Source organism: Lacisediminihabitans sp. (assembly GCF_036404185.1).
Taxonomy (GTDB): Bacteria; Actinomycetota; Actinomycetes; order Actinomycetales; family Microbacteriaceae; genus Lacisediminihabitans.
This window is the reverse complement of sequence record NZ_DASWPB010000124.1, coordinates 1-17239: the sequence shown is the minus strand read 5'-3', so window position 1 is coordinate 17239 and position 17239 is coordinate 1. Positions and strand designations below refer to the sequence as shown.

The 17239-nt window shown below is 67.2% G+C and carries 14 protein-coding genes and 2 tRNA genes; 1 reads left to right on the top strand and 15 read right to left on the bottom strand.

Annotated features, from left to right (window positions below; translation table 11 throughout):
- Nucleotides 1-122: 122 nt before the first annotated feature.
- From VGC18_RS09165 to VGC18_RS09120, 10 genes are all read right to left on the bottom strand, one after another.
- A complete protein-coding gene (locus VGC18_RS09165) occupies nucleotides 123-749 on the bottom strand; it encodes an urea carboxylase-associated family protein (protein WP_331096514.1) in 627 nt (208 codons plus the stop codon).
- A 45-nt stretch (nucleotides 750-794) separates the two neighbouring features.
- Nucleotides 795-2333, bottom strand: coding sequence for a hydantoinase B/oxoprolinase family protein (locus VGC18_RS09160; protein ID WP_331096512.1), 1539 nt, complete (start codon nucleotides 2331-2333; stop codon nucleotides 795-797).
- 9 nt (nucleotides 2334-2342) lie between these two features.
- Nucleotides 2343-3245 carry a U32 family peptidase gene (locus VGC18_RS09155; RefSeq protein WP_331096511.1) on the bottom strand — a complete coding sequence of 301 codons (903 nt, stop codon included), beginning with the start codon at nucleotides 3243-3245 and terminating at the stop codon, nucleotides 2343-2345.
- Nucleotides 3242-5335 (bottom strand): hydantoinase/oxoprolinase family protein, encoded by a 2094-nt coding sequence (locus VGC18_RS09150; RefSeq protein WP_331096509.1) that lies wholly within the window; start codon nucleotides 5333-5335, stop codon nucleotides 3242-3244. The genes VGC18_RS09155 and VGC18_RS09150 overlap by 4 nt, the downstream gene beginning before the upstream one ends.
- Nucleotides 5336-5404: 69 nt before the next feature.
- The gene (locus tag VGC18_RS09145) at nucleotides 5405-6463 is read right to left on the bottom strand and encodes a hypothetical protein (RefSeq protein WP_331096507.1); all 1059 of its coding nucleotides are present in this window, start codon (nucleotides 6461-6463) and stop codon (nucleotides 5405-5407) included.
- On the bottom strand, nucleotides 6460-7338 hold the full coding sequence (locus tag VGC18_RS09140; protein ID WP_331096504.1) for a hypothetical protein: 879 nt from the start codon (nucleotides 7336-7338) through the stop codon (nucleotides 6460-6462). Before VGC18_RS09140 ends, VGC18_RS09145 begins: the two co-directional genes overlap by 4 nt.
- Entirely contained in the window at nucleotides 7331-8704 is a 1374-nt protein-coding gene (locus VGC18_RS09135; RefSeq protein WP_331096502.1) for a winged helix-turn-helix domain-containing protein, read from the bottom strand. Before VGC18_RS09135 ends, VGC18_RS09140 begins: the two co-directional genes overlap by 8 nt.
- A gap of 2 nt (nucleotides 8705-8706) precedes the next feature.
- Nucleotides 8707-9477 carry an amino acid ABC transporter ATP-binding protein gene (locus VGC18_RS09130; RefSeq protein ID WP_331096500.1) on the bottom strand — a complete coding sequence of 257 codons (771 nt, stop codon included), beginning with the start codon at nucleotides 9475-9477 and terminating at the stop codon, nucleotides 8707-8709.
- Nucleotides 9456-10370, bottom strand: coding sequence for an amino acid ABC transporter permease (locus VGC18_RS09125; protein ID WP_331096498.1), 915 nt, complete (start codon nucleotides 10368-10370; stop codon nucleotides 9456-9458). The genes VGC18_RS09130 and VGC18_RS09125 overlap by 22 nt, the downstream gene beginning before the upstream one ends.
- A 1-nt stretch (nucleotide 10371) precedes the next feature.
- A complete protein-coding gene (locus tag VGC18_RS09120; RefSeq protein WP_331096496.1) occupies nucleotides 10372-11220 on the bottom strand; it encodes an ABC transporter substrate-binding protein in 849 nt (282 codons plus the stop codon).
- A gap of 223 nt (nucleotides 11221-11443) precedes the next feature.
- Here VGC18_RS09120 and VGC18_RS09115 point away from each other — a divergent pair, with 223 nt between their 5' ends.
- On the top strand, nucleotides 11444-12586 hold the full coding sequence (locus tag VGC18_RS09115; protein ID WP_331096494.1) for a pyridoxal phosphate-dependent aminotransferase: 1143 nt from the start codon (nucleotides 11444-11446) through the stop codon (nucleotides 12584-12586).
- Nucleotides 12587-12827: 241 nt separating this feature from the next.
- Here VGC18_RS09115 and VGC18_RS09110 read toward each other — a convergent pair.
- From VGC18_RS09110 to VGC18_RS09090, 5 genes are all read right to left on the bottom strand, one after another.
- A tRNA-Ala gene (locus VGC18_RS09110) sits at nucleotides 12828-12903 on the bottom strand.
- Nucleotides 12904-12956: 53 nt separating this feature from the next.
- Nucleotides 12957-13030, bottom strand: a tRNA-Ile gene (locus tag VGC18_RS09105).
- A gap of 48 nt (nucleotides 13031-13078) precedes the next feature.
- Nucleotides 13079-13486, bottom strand: coding sequence for a DUF3566 domain-containing protein (locus tag VGC18_RS09100; RefSeq protein ID WP_331096492.1), 408 nt, complete (start codon nucleotides 13484-13486; stop codon nucleotides 13079-13081).
- Complete coding sequence (gene gyrA / locus VGC18_RS09095; RefSeq protein ID WP_331096490.1) at nucleotides 13479-16067, bottom strand: DNA gyrase subunit A; 2589 nt, start codon at nucleotides 16065-16067, stop codon at nucleotides 13479-13481. Before gyrA ends, VGC18_RS09100 begins: the two co-directional genes overlap by 8 nt.
- A 101-nt stretch (nucleotides 16068-16168) precedes the next feature.
- The coding region (locus VGC18_RS09090; RefSeq protein ID WP_331096488.1) for a toprim domain-containing protein at nucleotides 16169-17239 on the bottom strand (1071 nt) is incomplete at its 5' end.

The window sequence follows — 17239 nt, the reverse complement described above, 5'->3', positions numbered from 1 at the left end:
GAGCTGTGGGTCAGCGACGAGACGGAAGAACCGGAAGCGGAGATCCCCGACGAGGGCTGAACTCAGAGTGGCGTTGCACCTGCGATGGGGTGCCCGGCGTGACGCCGGGCACCCCATCGGCGCTACTCGACGGTGACCTCGATCTCGGTGACGTGGTACGCGTTGCAGGGATTGTGCTCTTCCGGGCAGTTCGACAGGCCGATGTAGACGTCTTCGAGGGCCTCGAAGACGATCGAGTCACCCGGCTTCGTGGTCGGTTCCTGGATCTCCATGTGCCCGTCGGGGTGGTGCGCGATGTTCATGAAGAGGGAGATGCACATGTCGGGAGAGATCTTGGTCACGTCCAGCCCAAGCTCTTCCCAGTCCTCCACGAGATTGTCGTAGCAGGTGAAGGTCTTCTCCGTCCCGTAGCGGATCGCGTTCGACCACTGCGAACAGTACCCACCCGTCATGTTGTGGGTGCCGTTGTCGTCGTGGACCACCCTCAGCAGCGGGGTGCAGCGGGTGCTGAAGACGGAATAGCCTTCTTTGAGATCCCACATCCCCGAGCTGACGCGCGAGAACATGCACGACAGGCGCTCGTCGGGATCGTCGACCAGGGCGGCGATCATGTCCATCACCTGCTGACCCTTCACGTCGGTGATGGTGAGGCGCTGGCCCTTGTGGAGCTTGAGGGCGAGACGCCCCCTGGCCGGGACGAGGATGGTGCCGGCAGTCGCCCACTCGGTGGTGGTTGCGGTCGAGGTCATAATGGTGCGCTTTCTTTCGAGATTGGTCGGTGTTGTGCGGGTCTGTCAGACGATGCCGAAGCCACCCCCTCCCGGGGTGCGGAGCAGAATGCGGGATCCGGGCATCAGGCTCATCCGCCCCTTCGGCTCGGAGACATCGACCCCGTCGACGCGGAGCAACCCGGTGAGGCCGTCCCCTCCGCCGGCGAGCCCCGGGGCGGCGTGCTCGATGCGCTCCGTCAGGAAGATGATGTCGAGGGGATCGGGATGGATGCTCGTCATGACGATCTCCTGGCCCTCACCGCCGGTCCACTCCCCGCTCCCCCCTGACCCGCGCACGATGCGCTTGCTCTCGACGAGCATGGGCACCTGGTTCTCGACGACCTCGATGGGGGTGTTCGACACGTTGCTCGGCGTGCTGAGCGTTGCATAGCCGTCCTGGCCCTGAGAAGCACCCTGACCCCCGTTGAAGCACAGCAATGAGGCGAATGGCCCGCGATCGTCGTGGCCGCGAACGCCGACGACCCAGAACGGGGTCCCCGCAGCAGCGGCGACCCTCGTGGGAAGCGGACCGAGCAGCGCGCGGGACAGCACCGCGGGAATGGCATGAGCGGGGAAGTTGGCGCTCACCGCGGCCGTCTTGTCCGGATTCAGCAGGGACCCTCGCGGCACCCGGATCGTGATCGGGCGCAGGGCACCCTCGTTGTTCGGCACGTCGGGGGCGAGCAGGCAGGCCATCCCGTACCGCGTGTAGCCGAGCGTGGGCGAACCGGAGTTGATCCCGAACTTGCTCTGCGATGAGGTGCCCTCGTAGTCGACGACCATCTCGTCACCGGAGACCTCGATGGTCACCGTGATGTGCTTCGCCTCCTCGAAACCGTCCAGCTCGACCGTCGCCGTGTAGCTGCCGTCCGGGATGCCGGCGATGGAGGTGCGCACGGCCCGCTCCGTCACCCGGCAGATCTGCTCCGCCGCGTCGCTCAGATCGAGCGTCGGATCGTTGTCGAGCATGCCGGTGAGACGACGAGCACCGAGCGCATTCGCGGCGATGAGCGCGTCGACGTCGCCGAGCACCTGATCGGGGACCCGAACGTTGCGGGCAAGGATCCGGCGCACCAACTCGTTCGGAACGCCCTCCTCGATGAGTTTGACCGGGGGGAGGCAGAAGCCCTCCTCGAACACGTCCTGGGCGAACGCGCCCTCGGACGTGCCGCCGATGTCGGAGAGGTGGCAGATGCTGGCGACGAACGCGACGATCTCGCCGTTCCGGAAGACCGGGGTCGCCGCCGTCATGTCCGGCAGGTGCGTGTTACCGAACCAGGGGTCGTTGGTGGCGATGACATCGCCCGGCTTGAGGGTGTCGCGCCCGAGCCGTTCGACCATGGCACGGACGGTCCCGGCCACGGTCCCGGTGAAGACCGGCACGGATCGGCCGTACTCGACGAGCAGGTCGCCGTCCGCGGTGAGCACGGCGCACGCCAGGTCGTTCGACTCGCGGACGACGGAGCTGAAGGCCGTGCGCAGAAGGACGGCGGCCATCTCGTCTGCGACGGAGATAAGGCGCTGCCAGACGATCTGCAGGGTTGCTGCATCCCAGGTTGTCATGGGTCTCTCCTAGAACTCGGGGGTATCCGACGCCGTGGCGTCAGGCAGGAAACGACGAAGCAGTTGCTCGTCGAGGAACAGCTGTCGGGCGATGGCGTTCAGCTCTCGCTCACCGGGAGCGACGTCGGAGAAGTCCTGCGCCGCGTTGCCGGTCTTCAAATAGACGGGCGCCGCGACACGAACGATCTCCGGCACGTCGTATCCACGGACGAAGCCACCCGTCGATGCCGGGTTGTCGGTGTGGAGGTCGAGGGCGGCGTCGGTGCTGGCCCGGACGGCGGCGATCATCCGCACGTCCAGATCGCGCTGCAGGTTGACGGAATCCGCGCCGATCTGCGCGAGCACCCTGGCATGGGCCGGATTGGCCGCCCCCATATTGGATGACGCTTTGAGGCGGATCTCCGCCGGGAGATGGCCCGCCGCGCGCAGATCGCTCAGCACGCTGAGCAGTCCCTCGTCGAAGACCAGGAACCCGCGAACGCCGAGGTCCACGGCGTGCGCGACATCGTCGACGGCTGTGCGCAACGCATCCGAGCCGCGCAGCCGGTAGGCGCTCGCCGATGCGACGGAGCTCGATGCGAGACGTTGGCCGCCGATGTCGAACATCCCCCGCGGCCCGACCGCCATGCGCAGCTGGATCCCGGTGGCGTGGCAGGCCTCGACGAGCTCGACGATCTCCTCGTCGAGGTACCGCATCGTCCCGACGGTGTTCGTCACCTGATGGAGACGCAGGCCACGGTCGCCGAGCAGTTCCACGAGCCGGACGACGGATGGGCCGGTCAGCGCCCCCGCGACCTCCCACTTGTACCAGCCGCCGTCATCGAAGCGCAGTTCGCTCGTCGCCGCCGTCGCCGGATCTCCGGCGAGAAGGCCGAGTTCCTCCAGCCAGGCATCGATCCGTCCGAAGTTCATGCGCCCACCTCCGCGATTCCGATCGCCGCCGCCGTAGTGGACGACAGGTCGATGGTGATGTGAAGATTTCCGAAGTCGTCCAGCTCGGCGAGGTCACCCGGTCCGATCACGGCTGTGCTCTCCGGAAGCTGGAAGATCGCCGGTCCGACGATGCTGGTGCCCGGAGACTGCTCGAGCATGCGGAGGACCGGCGCGTCGACGAGTCCGGTCTCGGGGAACCAGATGGTTCGTGAACGCCGCGCCTCCGATGCCGTCCCCGCCGGTGAGACGGTACGCACCTCGCTCGGCTTGCTGAAGACACCGTAGGCCCGCACCCTCCAGGTGACGACCTCCGCCCGGTCGTAGTCGGGGCGCGTGCCATAGATGCGCTGGTAGTGCACACCGAACTTCTCGAGATAGGCCTCCGGTGTGTCGGTCCGGTCGACCGGGACCTCGATCTCGAAACCCTGGCCGAGATAGCGCATATCGAGGGCGTAATCGAAGTGGTCGACCGGCGTGCCCAATTCATCGGACGCCTGCTGCTCGAGCGGTTCGAAGACCGTCGAGGCGATCTCGGGGGTCCAGTCGGCGAGTTCGGTGAGACGGGTGCGCGAGACCTCGACGAGCGGCGGCGCAACGAGCAATCCGGTTGCGGAGAGCACGCCGGCGGCGCTCGGGATGACCACGTGGGACAGTCCGAGGGTACGGGCGACCCTCGCGGCGTGCAGCGGAGCGGCCCCGCCGAAGGCGATCATGGTGAAGGAGCGCGGATCGTGCCCGCGCTCCGTGGCGTGCACCTGCATGGCGAGGGCCATGTGCTCGTCGACGACGCGAACGACACCCGCCGCCGCCGCCAGAGGGTCGTCGCCGAAGGCGGACCCGAGGTGATCGACCATGGCGCGACGGGACGCATCCACGTCGAGGCTCATCCTGCCGCCGAGGAAATAGTCGGGATCGAGATAACCGAGGACGATGTCGGCATCGGTCACCGTCGGCCTGTCCCCGCCCCGTCCATACCCGGCCGGACCGGGACGCGAGCCCGCGCTGTGCGGACCGACCTTCAGCAGGCCGAGGGCGTCGAGCGCGGCGATCGATCCGCCACCCGCGCCGATCTCGAGCATGTCGACGACCGGCATCGTCACCGGCAGACCGCTGCCGGGCTTCAGACGGTGGACCCTGCCGACCTCGAAGTTCGAAGCCACGCTCGGCTCGCCGTTCTCGATGATGCAGACCTTGGCGGTGGTGCCACCCATGTCGAAGGCCATCAATCGAGTGAGGCCCAGTTGTGCACCGACGTATGCGGCACCGATGGCCCCGGCGGCCGGCCCGGATTCGAGCAGACGCAGCGGGTACTGACGAGCGGTCTCCGTGGTGATCACGCCGCCGTTCGATTGCATGAGCAGCAGGGGCTCGTCGAGGCCGAGCCGCTCCAGCGCCCGCTCGATGTCACGGAAGTGCTCGCCGGCGACGGGACGGACATAGGCGTTCGCGACGGTGGTGACCGTGCGCTCGTATTCGCGAATGACCGGGACGAGGTGACCGGAGAGCGTGATCGGGATCGAACCCAGCCGATCGGCGAGCACACGGGCGACCTCTTCCTCGTGGGCGGCGTTGGTGTACGAATGCAGGAGGCAGACGGCGACGGACTCGACGCCCAGGTCGGCGAGCTTGTCGGCGATGAGCGCGAGCTCGTCCAGATCGACGGGGGTGTGGGTGCTCCCGTCGGCGTACAGCCGTTCGGTCACCTCGAACCGCAGTTCCTTCTCCACCAGGGGATCCGGCAGCATCAGCTGCTGGTCGTACAGGTCGTAGCGCCACTCACGGCCGATCTCCAGGGTGTCGCCGAAGCCGCGGGTGGTCACGAGGGCGGTCTTCGCCCCGCGGCGCTCGATGAGCGCGTTGGTGACGAGGGTGGTCGCCCCGACGACGCCCCTATCGATAGCGGTACTCGGCTGACCGGCAGCCTCGAGCACCTCACGGATGCCCTGCTCGATCGCCTTGCTGAAGTCCTCATAGGTGGTGAGGCACTTTCCCAGCCAGGCGCGCCCGGTCTCCTCGTCGAGGAGCACCAGGTCGGTGAACGTCCCGCCGATGTCAAAGCTCACTCTCATGCCCGGTCTCCTTCGCGAACGGTGGTGGGTGGAAGGGTATTCATGGATTTCCTTCGGTGGTTGAGGCGATCAGTGCCGAATCGCGAGCGGATACAGCAAGACGGGAAGAACGAGGCCGAACTGGCCACTGCGTTGGACGATGGCGAGCGCACGGACGCGAGCACCGCCGGTCGCGTGAGACGAGACCAGGCCGATGGCGGTGTCGTAACCGATGCCGGCCGCAGCACCGAGGAGGAGACCGCCGAGGAGAGACAGCCAGACGGAGCCCACGGCGACACCCCACCAGAAGCACACGATCCCGAGGGCGAGCGAGACGACGGCCGGCACGCGGGTCGGCAGCGTCTCGCGTGCGAGGAGCAGCAGCCGCGCACCACCCGCGGAGAGCAGGACGATCCCGACGGTCGCCCCGGCGATGAAGGTGGCCGACCGACCGCTGTCCCGTGCCACGACGGACGGCAGGACAGAGGTGAACAACCCGAGAACTCCGTTCGCGGCGAAGGCCAGGGCCGAGGTTCCCAACGCGAGACCCAGTCCGGCACGCACGCCGTCCGCCGCGAGCGCCGACCCGGCGGACGCAGACCCCGACTCGGGGCGGCCGCGGGATCCGACGATGGCGACGGCCAGGAGCGCGGCGCATCCGACGGCGAAGACGAGCGGACGACCGAGCCCCGAGGCCGCGAGTCCTCCGGCGCACAGCGACCCCAGTCCGACACCGCCGAGGATGCCGGCCGTCGCGAGTGCCGACCCGTGTCGGCGGCCGGCCAACCCGGCGGTGATGAGGGGGGTGAGCGCTCCGAGCGCCGCGCCGGTGAGGATGCGGCCCGTCAGCAGAAGACCGAACTCGAGCGGTCCGGCCGCGAAGACGAGGAAGAGCCCTGCGACGGCATCCGCACAGAGCAGAATCGTGATGAGCGACCGGGGTTGGACCCGTGCGAGTCGGCGGGCGACGGGGTCGAGCGACAGGATCGACATCACCACGATGGCCGCGGCTCCATGGCTGGCGAACAGCACGGCGGTGATCCCGGACGCTCCACCGAGTCGTCCGGCGAGGGCGTGATAGAAGGGACTCGGAAAACTCGAGAAGGCGCTGGCGACGGCGAGGGTGACCGCGAGTTGCCGTGAGCTCATGAGCCGCTCCCGGCGATCAGCAGGGCGGCGAGCGCGACATCGGTGACGGCCGAGCCCGCGATGTCGAACAGCGAACGCTGGTCGGCTCGCCCGATCGGGTCCGGGGAGGACAGGGCGATCGCGACCTCGGGCGCCGTGCCGTTTTCTCCCGGACGATCGGTGAGCACTCGCGTCGAGCCGTCCGTCAGCCAGGTGCGACTCCCATCCAGGCTGATGACGGCTCCCCCGATGGCGAGGTCACCGACCCGACCGAGAGGCGCGGTCGAGCCGGTGGCCGATATGACGATGTCCGCGCCGGCTATGGCGGCGGCGACATCGGTGGCGATCGTCGCGCGACCCTCCGACAGCAGTCGGCCGAGGACGGCGTCCTCCGCGAGCCGCGCGGCCGACTCGGCCGAGCGGACCGCGACCACGAGGCGGCCGACGGGCCACCCCACGGCGATGAGCAGGTCGAACACCGCGCGATTCGTCGGCCCGAAGCCGACGAAGACGATCGACCGCGACGTGGAGGTCAGCAGTCGCCGAAGCAGGACCAGAGCGGTGGCCGCCGTACGACGATGGGTCGCGAGCATGCCGGTGACGATCCCCCGCGGGCTCCCCGTGCCCAGATCGCTCACGACGATGGTCGAGGTGGAGACCCCCGCTCTGCCGGGCTCGCCCGGCAGATACGATCCCCATTTCGCGGTGGCCAGCCCCAACCGCGGCACCATTCCGGCGACCGAGAGGAAGAAGGCACCGGAGCCGATCGGCATGACGGCCTTGGGGAGTTGGGAGGCCCTTCCGGTGCCGAGGTCGATCAGGCAGCGCTCGACCTCGTCGATGAGCTCCGTGGCGTTCAGCGAATCGGCGACGTCCGCATCCGAATACTCACGCATCGAGTTCCCCCGTCCTGCGGGCGTATTCGGCGAGGGGCGAGTCGACGGAGACGGGGTGGGCCTTCGCGGCCAGTGCGAGCGAGACCAGACCCGCAACGGAGCGCAGGTACGCGGTGCGCGCCGGGTTGAACGCACGGACAGCGCGACTGACGAAGGCGAGGTCGCCCCAGATCGCGCCATCCACGAAAAGGGGGAAGAGGAGACAGGCGTGCAGATCTTCTGCCGACGACATCCGTGCCGTCACCGGGAAACGTTTGGAGAGCTTGCTGACGTCGCTGAGCTGCACCACCTCGCCGCTCGAGTACGCGTGTGCCCCCATGAACCCGTCCTGCACCGGATGCCCCGTCGCCAGCGCCTGCCGCCAGCGCGACGACATGCCTGCGGATGCCACGAGGGAGGACACCCCGTTGCCGCCGCGGTCCGCGTCGAGGCGGAAGACGGTGGAGGCGTCACAGAAGTTGCGGTCGACGGCCCATTGCACAACGACGTCGGCGATCTCGGAGGGTGTGGAGGCGGTGAGCAGGCTGTCGACGATCGAGTACAGGGCATCGGACTGCGCGTTCAACGTTGCGACGTTCTTCCGCAGGCGATCCTCGCTGCGGTCCTCTCCCACCTCCGCGACGGGAGGCAGGAACTGGTATCCGACGCCGCGAACCGACCCGATCCAGGTGGGACCCGTGCTCGTGTCTCCGAGCTTCTTGCGGAGACGGCCGATGTGGATGCGCAGCGTGTTGACCCCGTCTGCGTGCCGCCAGTTCCAGACCTGCTGCACGATCTCCTGGGGGGAGAGCGTCTGCTGCGCGTTCGACATGAGGAAGGCGAGCAGATCGAACTCGTTCTGGCTGAGTGAGATCTTCTCGCCGCGCAGAAGGCACCGCCGGCTGCCGAGATCGAGACGCATCTCGCCCGACTGCAGCCAGCGCACCCGCGTCGCGTCTTCGCCCCGCGTGCCGCGGCACAGCGCGGTCAACCGCGCGACGATCTCACGAGGCGCTGCCGAGCCGTCGATCAGCAGGTTGGCGCCGGCATCGAGCAGCGTCAGCACCTGGTCAGGGGTGAGCGGATCCCCGAGCACGGCGATCGGGAAGGTCCCGGCGGCACGGAGCGCCCTGGCGGCCTTGGCCACCCAGCCGAAGGAACCGCCAAGGACGACGAGCCGGGTCTCGCGCACCGAGACGTGGTTCGCCGCACGCGCGACATCGGTGAAGGATGCCGCCGGCCACTCCTTGCGCCCGACCAGTCCCGGCAGCTGCGCGGCGGTCGAGTCCGGCTCCGCGCACAGCACCGTCGGAGCCAGGACGACCGCGTCGCGGACGCTCATCACCCGGCTCGTCGTCTGGCGCACACCCTGAGTGGACAGCGTCATTCCTAAAGCACCTTCGAGAGGAAGCTGCGGGTGCGTTCGTGCGCCGGATTGGCCAGCACCCGGCTGGGCGGGCCCTGCTCGACGATGACGCCGTTGTGCATGAACGCGACGTCGGAGGCCACCTCACGAGCGAAACCCATCTCGTGGGTGACCACGATCATGGTCATGCCGTCGGCGGCGAGCCCCCGCATCACGTCGAGCACCTCTCCGACCAGTTCGGGGTCGAGGGCGGAGGTCGGCTCGTCGAAGAGCATCAGGTTGGGGCGCATCGCGAGACCCCTGGCGATGGCGACCCGCTGCTGCTGGCCACCGGACAGGCTCCTCGGATAGGCGTCCGCCTTGTCGGCGAGGCCGACCCGGGAAAGCAGATCGCGAGCCGTGGACACGGCCGCATCCTTGGAATAGCCCCTCACCCGCATCGGCGCCTCCGTCACGTTCTCCAGCACCGTCATGTGCGGAAAGAGGTTGAAGTGCTGGAAGACCATTCCGATGCCGGCGCGCTGCGAATAGATCTTGCGTTCGGGCAACTCGTGAAGAACGCCGTTCCGCTCGGTGAATCCGATCAGCTCCCCGCCCACGTAGACGCGGCCGGCATCGGGCCGCTCGAGGTGGTTGATGCAGCGCAGCAGCGTGGATTTGCCGCTTCCCGACGCGCCGATCAGGCAGAGCACCTCGCCCCTGGCGACCTCGAGGTCGATCCCGTGAAGCACCTCGTTGTGACCGAAGCGCTTACGGATCCGGCTCAGTCTGACTAATGGTTCGGCGTCAGCCATCTGCGCCACCTCCCTGCCGTAGTGGATGTTGTCACTCCCTGAACAAAACCGGCCCCCAGCTTGCGTTCGACCCGGGACTCCAGCCAGGTCAGCAGACTCACGACGACGAGATACCAGATGCAGACCACGATCAGCACGGGAAGCGTCTGGTAGTTACGGGCGTAGATGAGCTGACCGGAGTAGAGCAGCTCCGGCAGCGCGATGACGCTCACCACGGACGAATACTTGAGCAGCCCGATGGCCTCGTTGAATGCCGGCGGCACAATGACCCGGAGCGCTTGCGGCAGCACGACCCGACGGAAGGCCAGTGCCCGGCTCATGCCGAGCGCATGGGCCGCCTCGCCCTGCCCCCTGTCGACCGAGAGGATGCCGGAGCGGATGATCTCGCACAGGTACGCCGCCTCGTTGAGGGACAGCCCCAGGATCGCCGCGCTCCATGGAGTGATGAAGGAGTTCGTGTCCACCGACCACAGGGTCGGGCCGAACGGTATCCCGATCCCGATGCGCGGCACCAGGATCGCGAGGTTGTACCAGAGAATCAGCTGCACGAGCACGGGAGTGCCGCGAAAGAACCAGACATAGCTGGCTGCGGTGGCCCGCAGCCCGGCGCTGGACGACTGGTGCATGACCGCGAGAAGGAGGCCTACCGCCGTGGCGAGCACCATTCCGATGAGGGTGAGAAGGAGAGTGGTGCCGAGGCCGCTGAGAATACGGTGATCGAACAGGTAGCGCCAGACGAGGTCCCAGCGGTAATTCTGATTGGTGATGAAGGAGACGACGATCGCCGCCACCACGATGGCCGCAACGACGAGTCCCACCCAGCGCCACGGCTTGCGACGGGGCACCACGATGTCATCGTCGTACCCTGCCACGGCCTGTGTCGAAGCGCTCATCTTAGAACGTCGCCCCGTTGCGAGTCGCCGTCTTCACTGCGCGATCCGCGATGCCCCACTTCGTGAGGATCTTCGTGTAGCTGCCGTCCGCGATGATTGCGTCGAAGGCCTTCGCGAATCGGGCTGTCAGCGTGCTGCCCTTGGGGAACGCGGCGGCGAAGAAGCCACCGTCCAGGTAGTCGCCGCTGACCTTGAAGCTGCTCTTGTTCGAGGCGAGCACGTAGGCGTTGGCCGCTGAGTCGTTCGGTGTGGTCTGGATGCGCCCGGACTTCAACGCGAGGATCGTCGCGTTGAGATCCTTGTACTGGTTGACGGTGATCTCCGGGGAGCCGGCGGCGACGCAGGCCTTCGAGGCGGTGGCGAGCAACGACACCTCCAGCGCCCCGGACGGCACCCCGACCGTGACGCCGCAGAGATCGTCCATGCCGGTCACCGACTTGAAGCTCTTGGCTTCGAGAAAATTGTTCTTCGCGGTCAGATAGTCGACGAAGTCGACCGTCTTCTCCCGCTCGAGGGTGTCGAACATTCCCGTCATCGCCGCGTCGTAGCGTCCAGAGGCGAGACCGGGGACGATGGTGTCGAAGCCGGCGCTCTTGAAGGTGATCGGGCGTTTGAGCTGCTTGGACAGGGCCGCGGCCAGATCGATGTCGATGCCCTTCCAGGTCGAGCCGTCGTCTCCGATGAAGTTGTAGGGAAGCAGCGACGAGTCGGCAGCGAGCACGATGGGCTTGCCTGTGGCTGTGCTCGTCGCTGCGGTCGACGTGCTCGAGCAGGCGGTGCTGATCATGGTGACGGCGACTGCTGCGGCTCCGACGGCGAGAACGCGCCGCATTCGAGATGAAGTGCTCATGGTGCAACTCCTTGTGGTACGTGTTCGACGAGAGAGTCGATCGACTCATTCGGGACGGTCGGTGGTGCTAGCAGTACAGGTGAGGCATGTTTCGTGGGTGTTTCGAAGTGGTACCTGCCGCGTTTCTTGCGGCGAAAACGACATCTTCGCGACATGTTCGGCTCCGTACGATGGGGAAATACCCAGAAGATCGAGGGCGCGTCGGCGTCGCGAAAGGTCCACCATGTCGTCCCTCCACCGTTCCGGTACCCCGACAGACAGCGCGGTCGCCCGCATGATGGCCGACGCCGTCGGAGAGAGCGAGCTCGACCTCAGTCTGGGCGAGCCCGACCAGCCGCTGCCGGACGAGCTGGTCCGTTCCGCGAAAGACAGTTTCGACAGGCAATTGACGGGATACACGCCCAAGCTGGGCCTGGCCGAACTGCGCGACCTCATCTCGAACGACGTTGCGGCATCCACCGGATACTCGCCCTCGCGGGACGACGTGGTCGTGACGGTGGGCGGCACCGAGGCGGTAGCGGTCGCCCTCGTCGCGAGCTGTCGGGCGGGCGACCTGGCCCTCATCCCCGACCCGGCCTGGCCGAATTACCGGGTGCTGTCCGAACAACTGGGAATCTCCTTGCAAACCTATGAGCAGGGACCGAGCGGCGATGGATTCCTCGACCTGCACAGCATCGAGCGGGGATTGGACGACGGCGCGCGCCTCGTGGTGGTGAATTCGCCCTCGAACCCGACCGGGGCCCTGGCGAGCGCGGGCGTGCTCCACCGGCTCGTCGAGCTCGTGCGCGCCCACGACGCGTACATTCTGTCCGACGAGGCCTACGAGGCGATCGTCTTCGCCGGCGGCCGAGCGCCCTCGCCCCTGGCCGACGGAGGCGAGGATGTGACGTTCTCGGCCAGGACCTTCTCGAAGACCTATTCCATGACCGGTCTTCGTGTGGGGTCCCTCGTCTCGCCGCCCTCGTTCCGCACGAGAGTGGCTGCGGTGCACGGCACGGTCGTCGGATGCGCTCCCATCACCGCCCAGCTCATGGCCATCGAGGCCCTGCGGAGCCTGCCGGGTCGCGGCGCGACGATGTCTGCGGCCTATCGCGCCCGGTTCGAGGCGGCCTCCGCCGTCCTCGGACCGTGGATGACGGAGACCGCGGCCGAAGACAACGGCGGCTTCTACCTGTGGCTGGACGCCGGCTCGACCGGACGATCGTCAGCCGAGCTGGTCGAGGACATCCGCTCGCGGGGTGTCGTCGTCTCCGCCGGCGAGGTCTACTCCCCGACGAGCACCGGCTTCCTTCGGGTCGCCCTGTCCGCCTCGGATGCCGACCTTGCCGCCGCCTTCGACGTCATCCGCGCGGTCCTGGAGCGGTAGCCTGCGGGGACCTACAGCCCGGCGTCGCTGATCGACAGTCCGAGCATCGACGACAGGAAAAGAAACGATGACGCCGCGATGCCGATGCTCATGGCGCTGAAGGGCGACCAGCCTGGAAAGGAGTCGCTCGCCCCACCCAGGAAAGCGACAGAGAACCGGGACGGGGCATCTTCCCGAAGAATTCCGGTCCCGGCCTATCCCAAAGACGTCTTCATGCGCGAGGGATCACCTCAGGCTTCACTGGTGGAGACGAGGGGAATCGAACCCCTAACCCCCGCCTTGCAAAGGCGGTGCTCTGCCAATTGAGCTACGTCCCCGGTGGTGCGCCGGACAGTGGTGGCCGCAGGGGCGACGGACCGAACCAACACAGTGGGGATACCAGGACTTGAACCTGGGACCTCTTCGTTATCAGCGAAGCGCTCTAACCGCCTGAGCTATATCCCCATGAGGCAGATACGAGAGTATCGCACCCGCGGCCTTTCACTAAATCGATCAGTTGTTGGTGAAGCCGACCAGCAGCCCCCCGGTGATCCGAACGCTGAAGTTGTAGAGCATGGCCGTGATCGCGCCGATCGCCGTGCCAACGATGGTATCGAGGACCGCGATGATCACCGAGAACAGGCCGACCTTGGCGAGAGAGAAGCTGCTGGTGATCTCGAAGTTCTTGTCACCGAGGATGTCCTGCAGAAGGGAGCTGAGGTTGCCGAAGACGCCGGTCGTGTTGAGCACCAGCCAGGCGAGCAGGCTCGCGACGATGAAGATGATTCCCAGCGAGATGGCGATGAGGAAGGAGAGCTTCACCGCCGACCAGAAGTCGACGTACACGAGCTTGAGGCGGACCTGCTTGGTCGAGGCCGCACGCTGCGATTTTCGTTGGAGCTTCTCGGCGACGCTACTCATCTGCTGTTTCGTCCTTCCCGGTCTGGTCGTCCGTGTCAGGCGACCCCTCGACGGGAGCCTCCTGGCCGTCAGCGTCCAGATTGCGTTCACTGTTCTTCGCGACTGCGATGATCTTGTCCTCGTCCGCGAATCGTGCGAACACAACACCCATGGTGTCACGACCCTTGGCCGGAACCTCGGCGACAGACGAGCGTACCACCTTGCCGCTGGCAAGAACCACAAGCACCTCGTCCTCGTCCTCGACGATCAGGGAGCCGGCGAGATCGCCGCGAGCCTCCGCCAACTTGGCCACCTTGATCCCCAGACCACCGCGATTCTGCACCCGGTACTGGTCGGCGGAGGTGCGCTTGGCGTATCCGCCCTCCGTCACCACGAAGACGTAGCCGGCGTCGCTCACGACGGAGGCGTCGAGGAGGGTGTCGTCGTCACGGAAGTGCATCCCGATGACACCAGAGGTCGCGCGTCCCATCGGGCGCAGCGCCTCGTCCGATGCGGTGAACCGGATCGACATGCCCTTGCGGGAGACCAGCAGCAGGTCGGAGTCCTCCTCGACGAGCATCGCCGAGACCAGCTCGTCGTCGTCGCGGAGGTTGATCGCGATGATGCCGCCCGAGCGGTTGGTGTCGTACTCGGAGAGTGCCGTCTTCTTCACCAGGCCGCCGCGGGTCGCCAGGGTGAGGTAGCGCGCCGCCTCGTAGTCCCGGATGTCCAGGATCTGGGCGATCTCCTCGTCCGGCTGCAGCGCGAGCAGGTTGGCGACGTGCTGCCCCTTGGCGTCCCTGCCGGCCTCCTGCACCTCGTAGGCCTTCGCGCGGTAGACCCTGCCCTTGTTCGTGAAGAAGAGCAGCCAGTGATGGGTGGTCGTCACGAAGAAGTGCTCGACGACGTCGTCCGCCCGCAGCTGGGCGCCCTTGACGCCCTTCCCGCCGCGGTGCTGACTGCGGTAGTTGTCGCTCCGGGTGCGCTTGATGTATCCGCCGCGGGTGACCGTGACGACCATCTCCTCCTCGGGGATCAGGTCCTCGACGTTCATGTCGCCGTCGAAGCCGAACATGATCTCGGTGCGCCGGTCGTCGCCGTACTTGGCGACGATGTCGCGGAGCTCCTCGCTCACGATGTCCCGCTGCCGCTGCGGCGAGGCGATGATCGCGTTGTACTCCGCGATGAGCCGTTCGAGTTCCGCCGCCTCGTCGATGATCTTCTGCCGCTCGAGGGCTGCCAGCTGCCGCAGCTGCATGTTGAGGATGGCACGGGCCTGGAGCTCGTCGATGCTGAGCAGCGTCATGAGTCCCTCGCGGGCATCCTCGACGGTCTGGGACCGGCGGATGAGCGCGATCACCTCGTCGAGGGCGTCAAGCGCCTTGAGGTAGCCGCGCAGGATGTGGTCGCGTTCCTCCGCCTTGCGCAGCCGGAAGCGGGTGCGGCGGACGATGACGTCGATCTGGTGATCGACCCAGGCGGTGACGAAGCCGTCCAGGGGGAGCGTGCGCGGGATGCCGTCGACGATCGCCAGCATGTTGGCGCCGAAGTTCTCCTGCAGCTGCGTGTGCTTGTAGAGGTTGTTGAGCACGACCTTCGGGACGGCATCGCGCTTGAGCACGATGACGAGCCGCTGGCCGGTACGACCGGAGGTCTCGTCGCGGATGTCGGCGATGCCGCCGATCTTCCCCTCCTTGACCAGCTCGGCGATCTTGAGCGCCAGGTTGTCCGGGTTGACCTGGTACGGCAGCTCGGTGACCACCAGGCAGGTGCGGCCCTGGAGCTCCTCGACGTTGACGACGGAGCGCATCGTGATCGATCCGCGACCGGTGCGATACGCATCCTGGATGCCCTTGAGGCCGAGGATCTGCGCGCCGGTGGGGAAGTCGGGGCCCTTGATCCGCTGGATGAGCGCCTCCAGCAGCTCCTCCCGGGTCGCCTCCGGGTTCGCCAGCGCCCACAGGGCGCCGTCCGCGACCTCACGGAGGTTGTGCGGCGGGATGTTGGTGGCCATGCCGACCGCGATGCCCACGGAGCCGTTGACGAGCAGGTTGGGGAAGCGGGCCGGCAGCACCGTCGGCTCCTGGGTCTCCCCGTCGTAGTTGGGCTGGAAGTCGACGGTCTCCTCGTCGATGTCCCGCACCAGCTCGAGGGCGAGCGGCGCCATCTTGGTCTCCGTGTACCGAGGGGCGGCCGCACCGTCGTTGCCAGGGGAGCCGAAGTTGCCCTGCCCGAGGGCGAGGGGATAGCGCAGGCTCCAGGGCTGCACCAGTCGCACGAGGGCGTCGTAGATGGCGCTGTCCCCGTGCGGGTGGAACTGCCCCATGACGTCGCCGACGACGCGTGCGCTCTTGGAGAACGACTTGTCCGGACGATAGCCGCCGTCGTACATCGCGTAGATGACCCGGCGGTGCACGGGCTTCAGCCCGTCGCGCACCTCGGGGAGCGCGCGCCCCACGATGACGCTCATGGCGTAGTCGAGGTAGGAGCGCTGCATCTCGAGCTGCAGGTCGACCTGGTTGATCTTGTCGTGGCTCACGTCGATCTCGCGTCCCGCGATCTGATCCTCCGCGGATTCGTCGGGGGTGGTGGTGTCAGCCATGCGGCTCCAGTCTTGTGGTTCGTCGGTGAGGGTCTGGGTGCGATCGGCCGCTGCGGCCGGTCAGGCGGTGTCCGCCGGGGGGCGAGGGACGCCTCCCGCGATCAGATGTCGAGGAAGCGGACATCCTTCGCGTTCTTCTGGATGAAGCTGCGGCGCGACTCGACGTCCTCGCCCATGAGGGTGGAGAAGATCTCGTCGGCGGCGAAGGCGTCGTCGAGGGTCACCTGCAGGAGCGTCCTGGTCGCGGGATCCATCGTGGTCTCCCACAGCTCCTTGTAGTCCATCTCGCCGAGACCCTTGTACCGCTGGATGCCGTTCTCCTTGGGGACGCGCTTGCCCGCGGCGATGCCGGACTCGAGCATGGCGTCCCGCTCCACGTCGCTGTACACGTACTCGTGCGGCGAATTGCTCCACTTGATCCGGTACAGCGGCGGCTGGGCCAGGTAGACGTACCCGAGGTCGATGAGCGGCCGCATGTAGCGGAAGAGCAGGGTGAGCAGGAGCGTCGTGATGTGCTGGCCGTCGACGTCGGCGTCGGCCATCAGCACGATCTTGTGGTACCTCGCCTTGCCGCCGTCGAAGTCCTCGCCGATGCCCGTCCCGAAGGCGGTGATCATCGCCTGGATCTCCGCGTTGCCGAGCGCGCGATCGAGGCGCGCCTTCTCGACGTTGAGGATCTTGCCGCGCAGCGGCAGGATCGCCTGGGTCTCCGGGTTGCGGCCGGTCTTCGCGCTGCCGCCGGCGGAGTCGCCCTCGACGAGGAAGATCTCGGAGACGACCGGGTCCTTGCTCGAGCAGTCGGAGAGCTTGCCCGGCATGCCGCCGCCCTCGAGGAGGCCCTTGCGGCGGGTCTGCTCCCGCGCCTTCCGCGCGGCGATCCGCGCCGTCGCCGCCTGGATCGCCTTCCGGATGATGTCGCGCGCCTGGTTCGGGTTCCGATCGAACCAGTCCGTGAGCTGGTCGCCCACGACGCGCTGCACGAAGGACTTCGCCTCGGTGTTGCCGAGCTTCGTCTTCGTCTGGCCCTCGAACTGCGGCTCGGAGAGCTTGACCGAGATGACCGCGGTGAGCCCCTCGCGGACGTCGTCGCCGGAGAGGTTCTCGTCCTTCTCCTTGAGCAGGCCCTTGTCCCGCGCGTACTTGTTCACGAGCGTCGTGAGCGCGGCTCGGAA

Coding starts and splice junctions, on each gene's coding strand:
- VGC18_RS09155 (WP_331096511.1), bottom strand. CDS start 3,245: ATGAACTTCGGACGGATCGATGCCTGGCTGGAGGAACTCGGCCTTCTC.
- VGC18_RS09140 (WP_331096504.1), bottom strand. CDS start 7,338: ATGCGTGAGTATTCGGATGCGGACGTCGCCGATTCGCTGAACGCCACG.
- VGC18_RS09100 (WP_331096492.1), bottom strand. CDS start 13,486: ATGAGTAGCGTCGCCGAGAAGCTCCAACGAAAATCGCAGCGTGCGGCC.
- VGC18_RS09125 (WP_331096498.1), bottom strand. CDS start 10,370: ATGAGCGCTTCGACACAGGCCGTGGCAGGGTACGACGATGACATCGTG.
- VGC18_RS09160 (WP_331096512.1), bottom strand. CDS start 2,333: ATGACAACCTGGGATGCAGCAACCCTGCAGATCGTCTGGCAGCGCCTT.
- VGC18_RS09115 (WP_331096494.1), top strand. CDS start 11,444: ATGTCGTCCCTCCACCGTTCCGGTACCCCGACAGACAGCGCGGTCGCC.
- VGC18_RS09130 (WP_331096500.1), bottom strand. CDS start 9,477: ATGGCTGACGCCGAACCATTAGTCAGACTGAGCCGGATCCGTAAGCGC.
- VGC18_RS09150 (WP_331096509.1), bottom strand. CDS start 5,335: ATGAGAGTGAGCTTTGACATCGGCGGGACGTTCACCGACCTGGTGCTC.
- VGC18_RS09135 (WP_331096502.1), bottom strand. CDS start 8,704: ATGACGCTGTCCACTCAGGGTGTGCGCCAGACGACGAGCCGGGTGATG.
- VGC18_RS09120 (WP_331096496.1), bottom strand. CDS start 11,220: ATGAGCACTTCATCTCGAATGCGGCGCGTTCTCGCCGTCGGAGCCGCA.
- VGC18_RS09145 (WP_331096507.1), bottom strand. CDS start 6,463: ATGAGCTCACGGCAACTCGCGGTCACCCTCGCCGTCGCCAGCGCCTTC.
- VGC18_RS09165 (WP_331096514.1), bottom strand. CDS start 749: ATGACCTCGACCGCAACCACCACCGAGTGGGCGACTGCCGGCACCATC.
- gyrA (WP_331096490.1), bottom strand. CDS start 16,067: ATGGCTGACACCACCACCCCCGACGAATCCGCGGAGGATCAGATCGCG.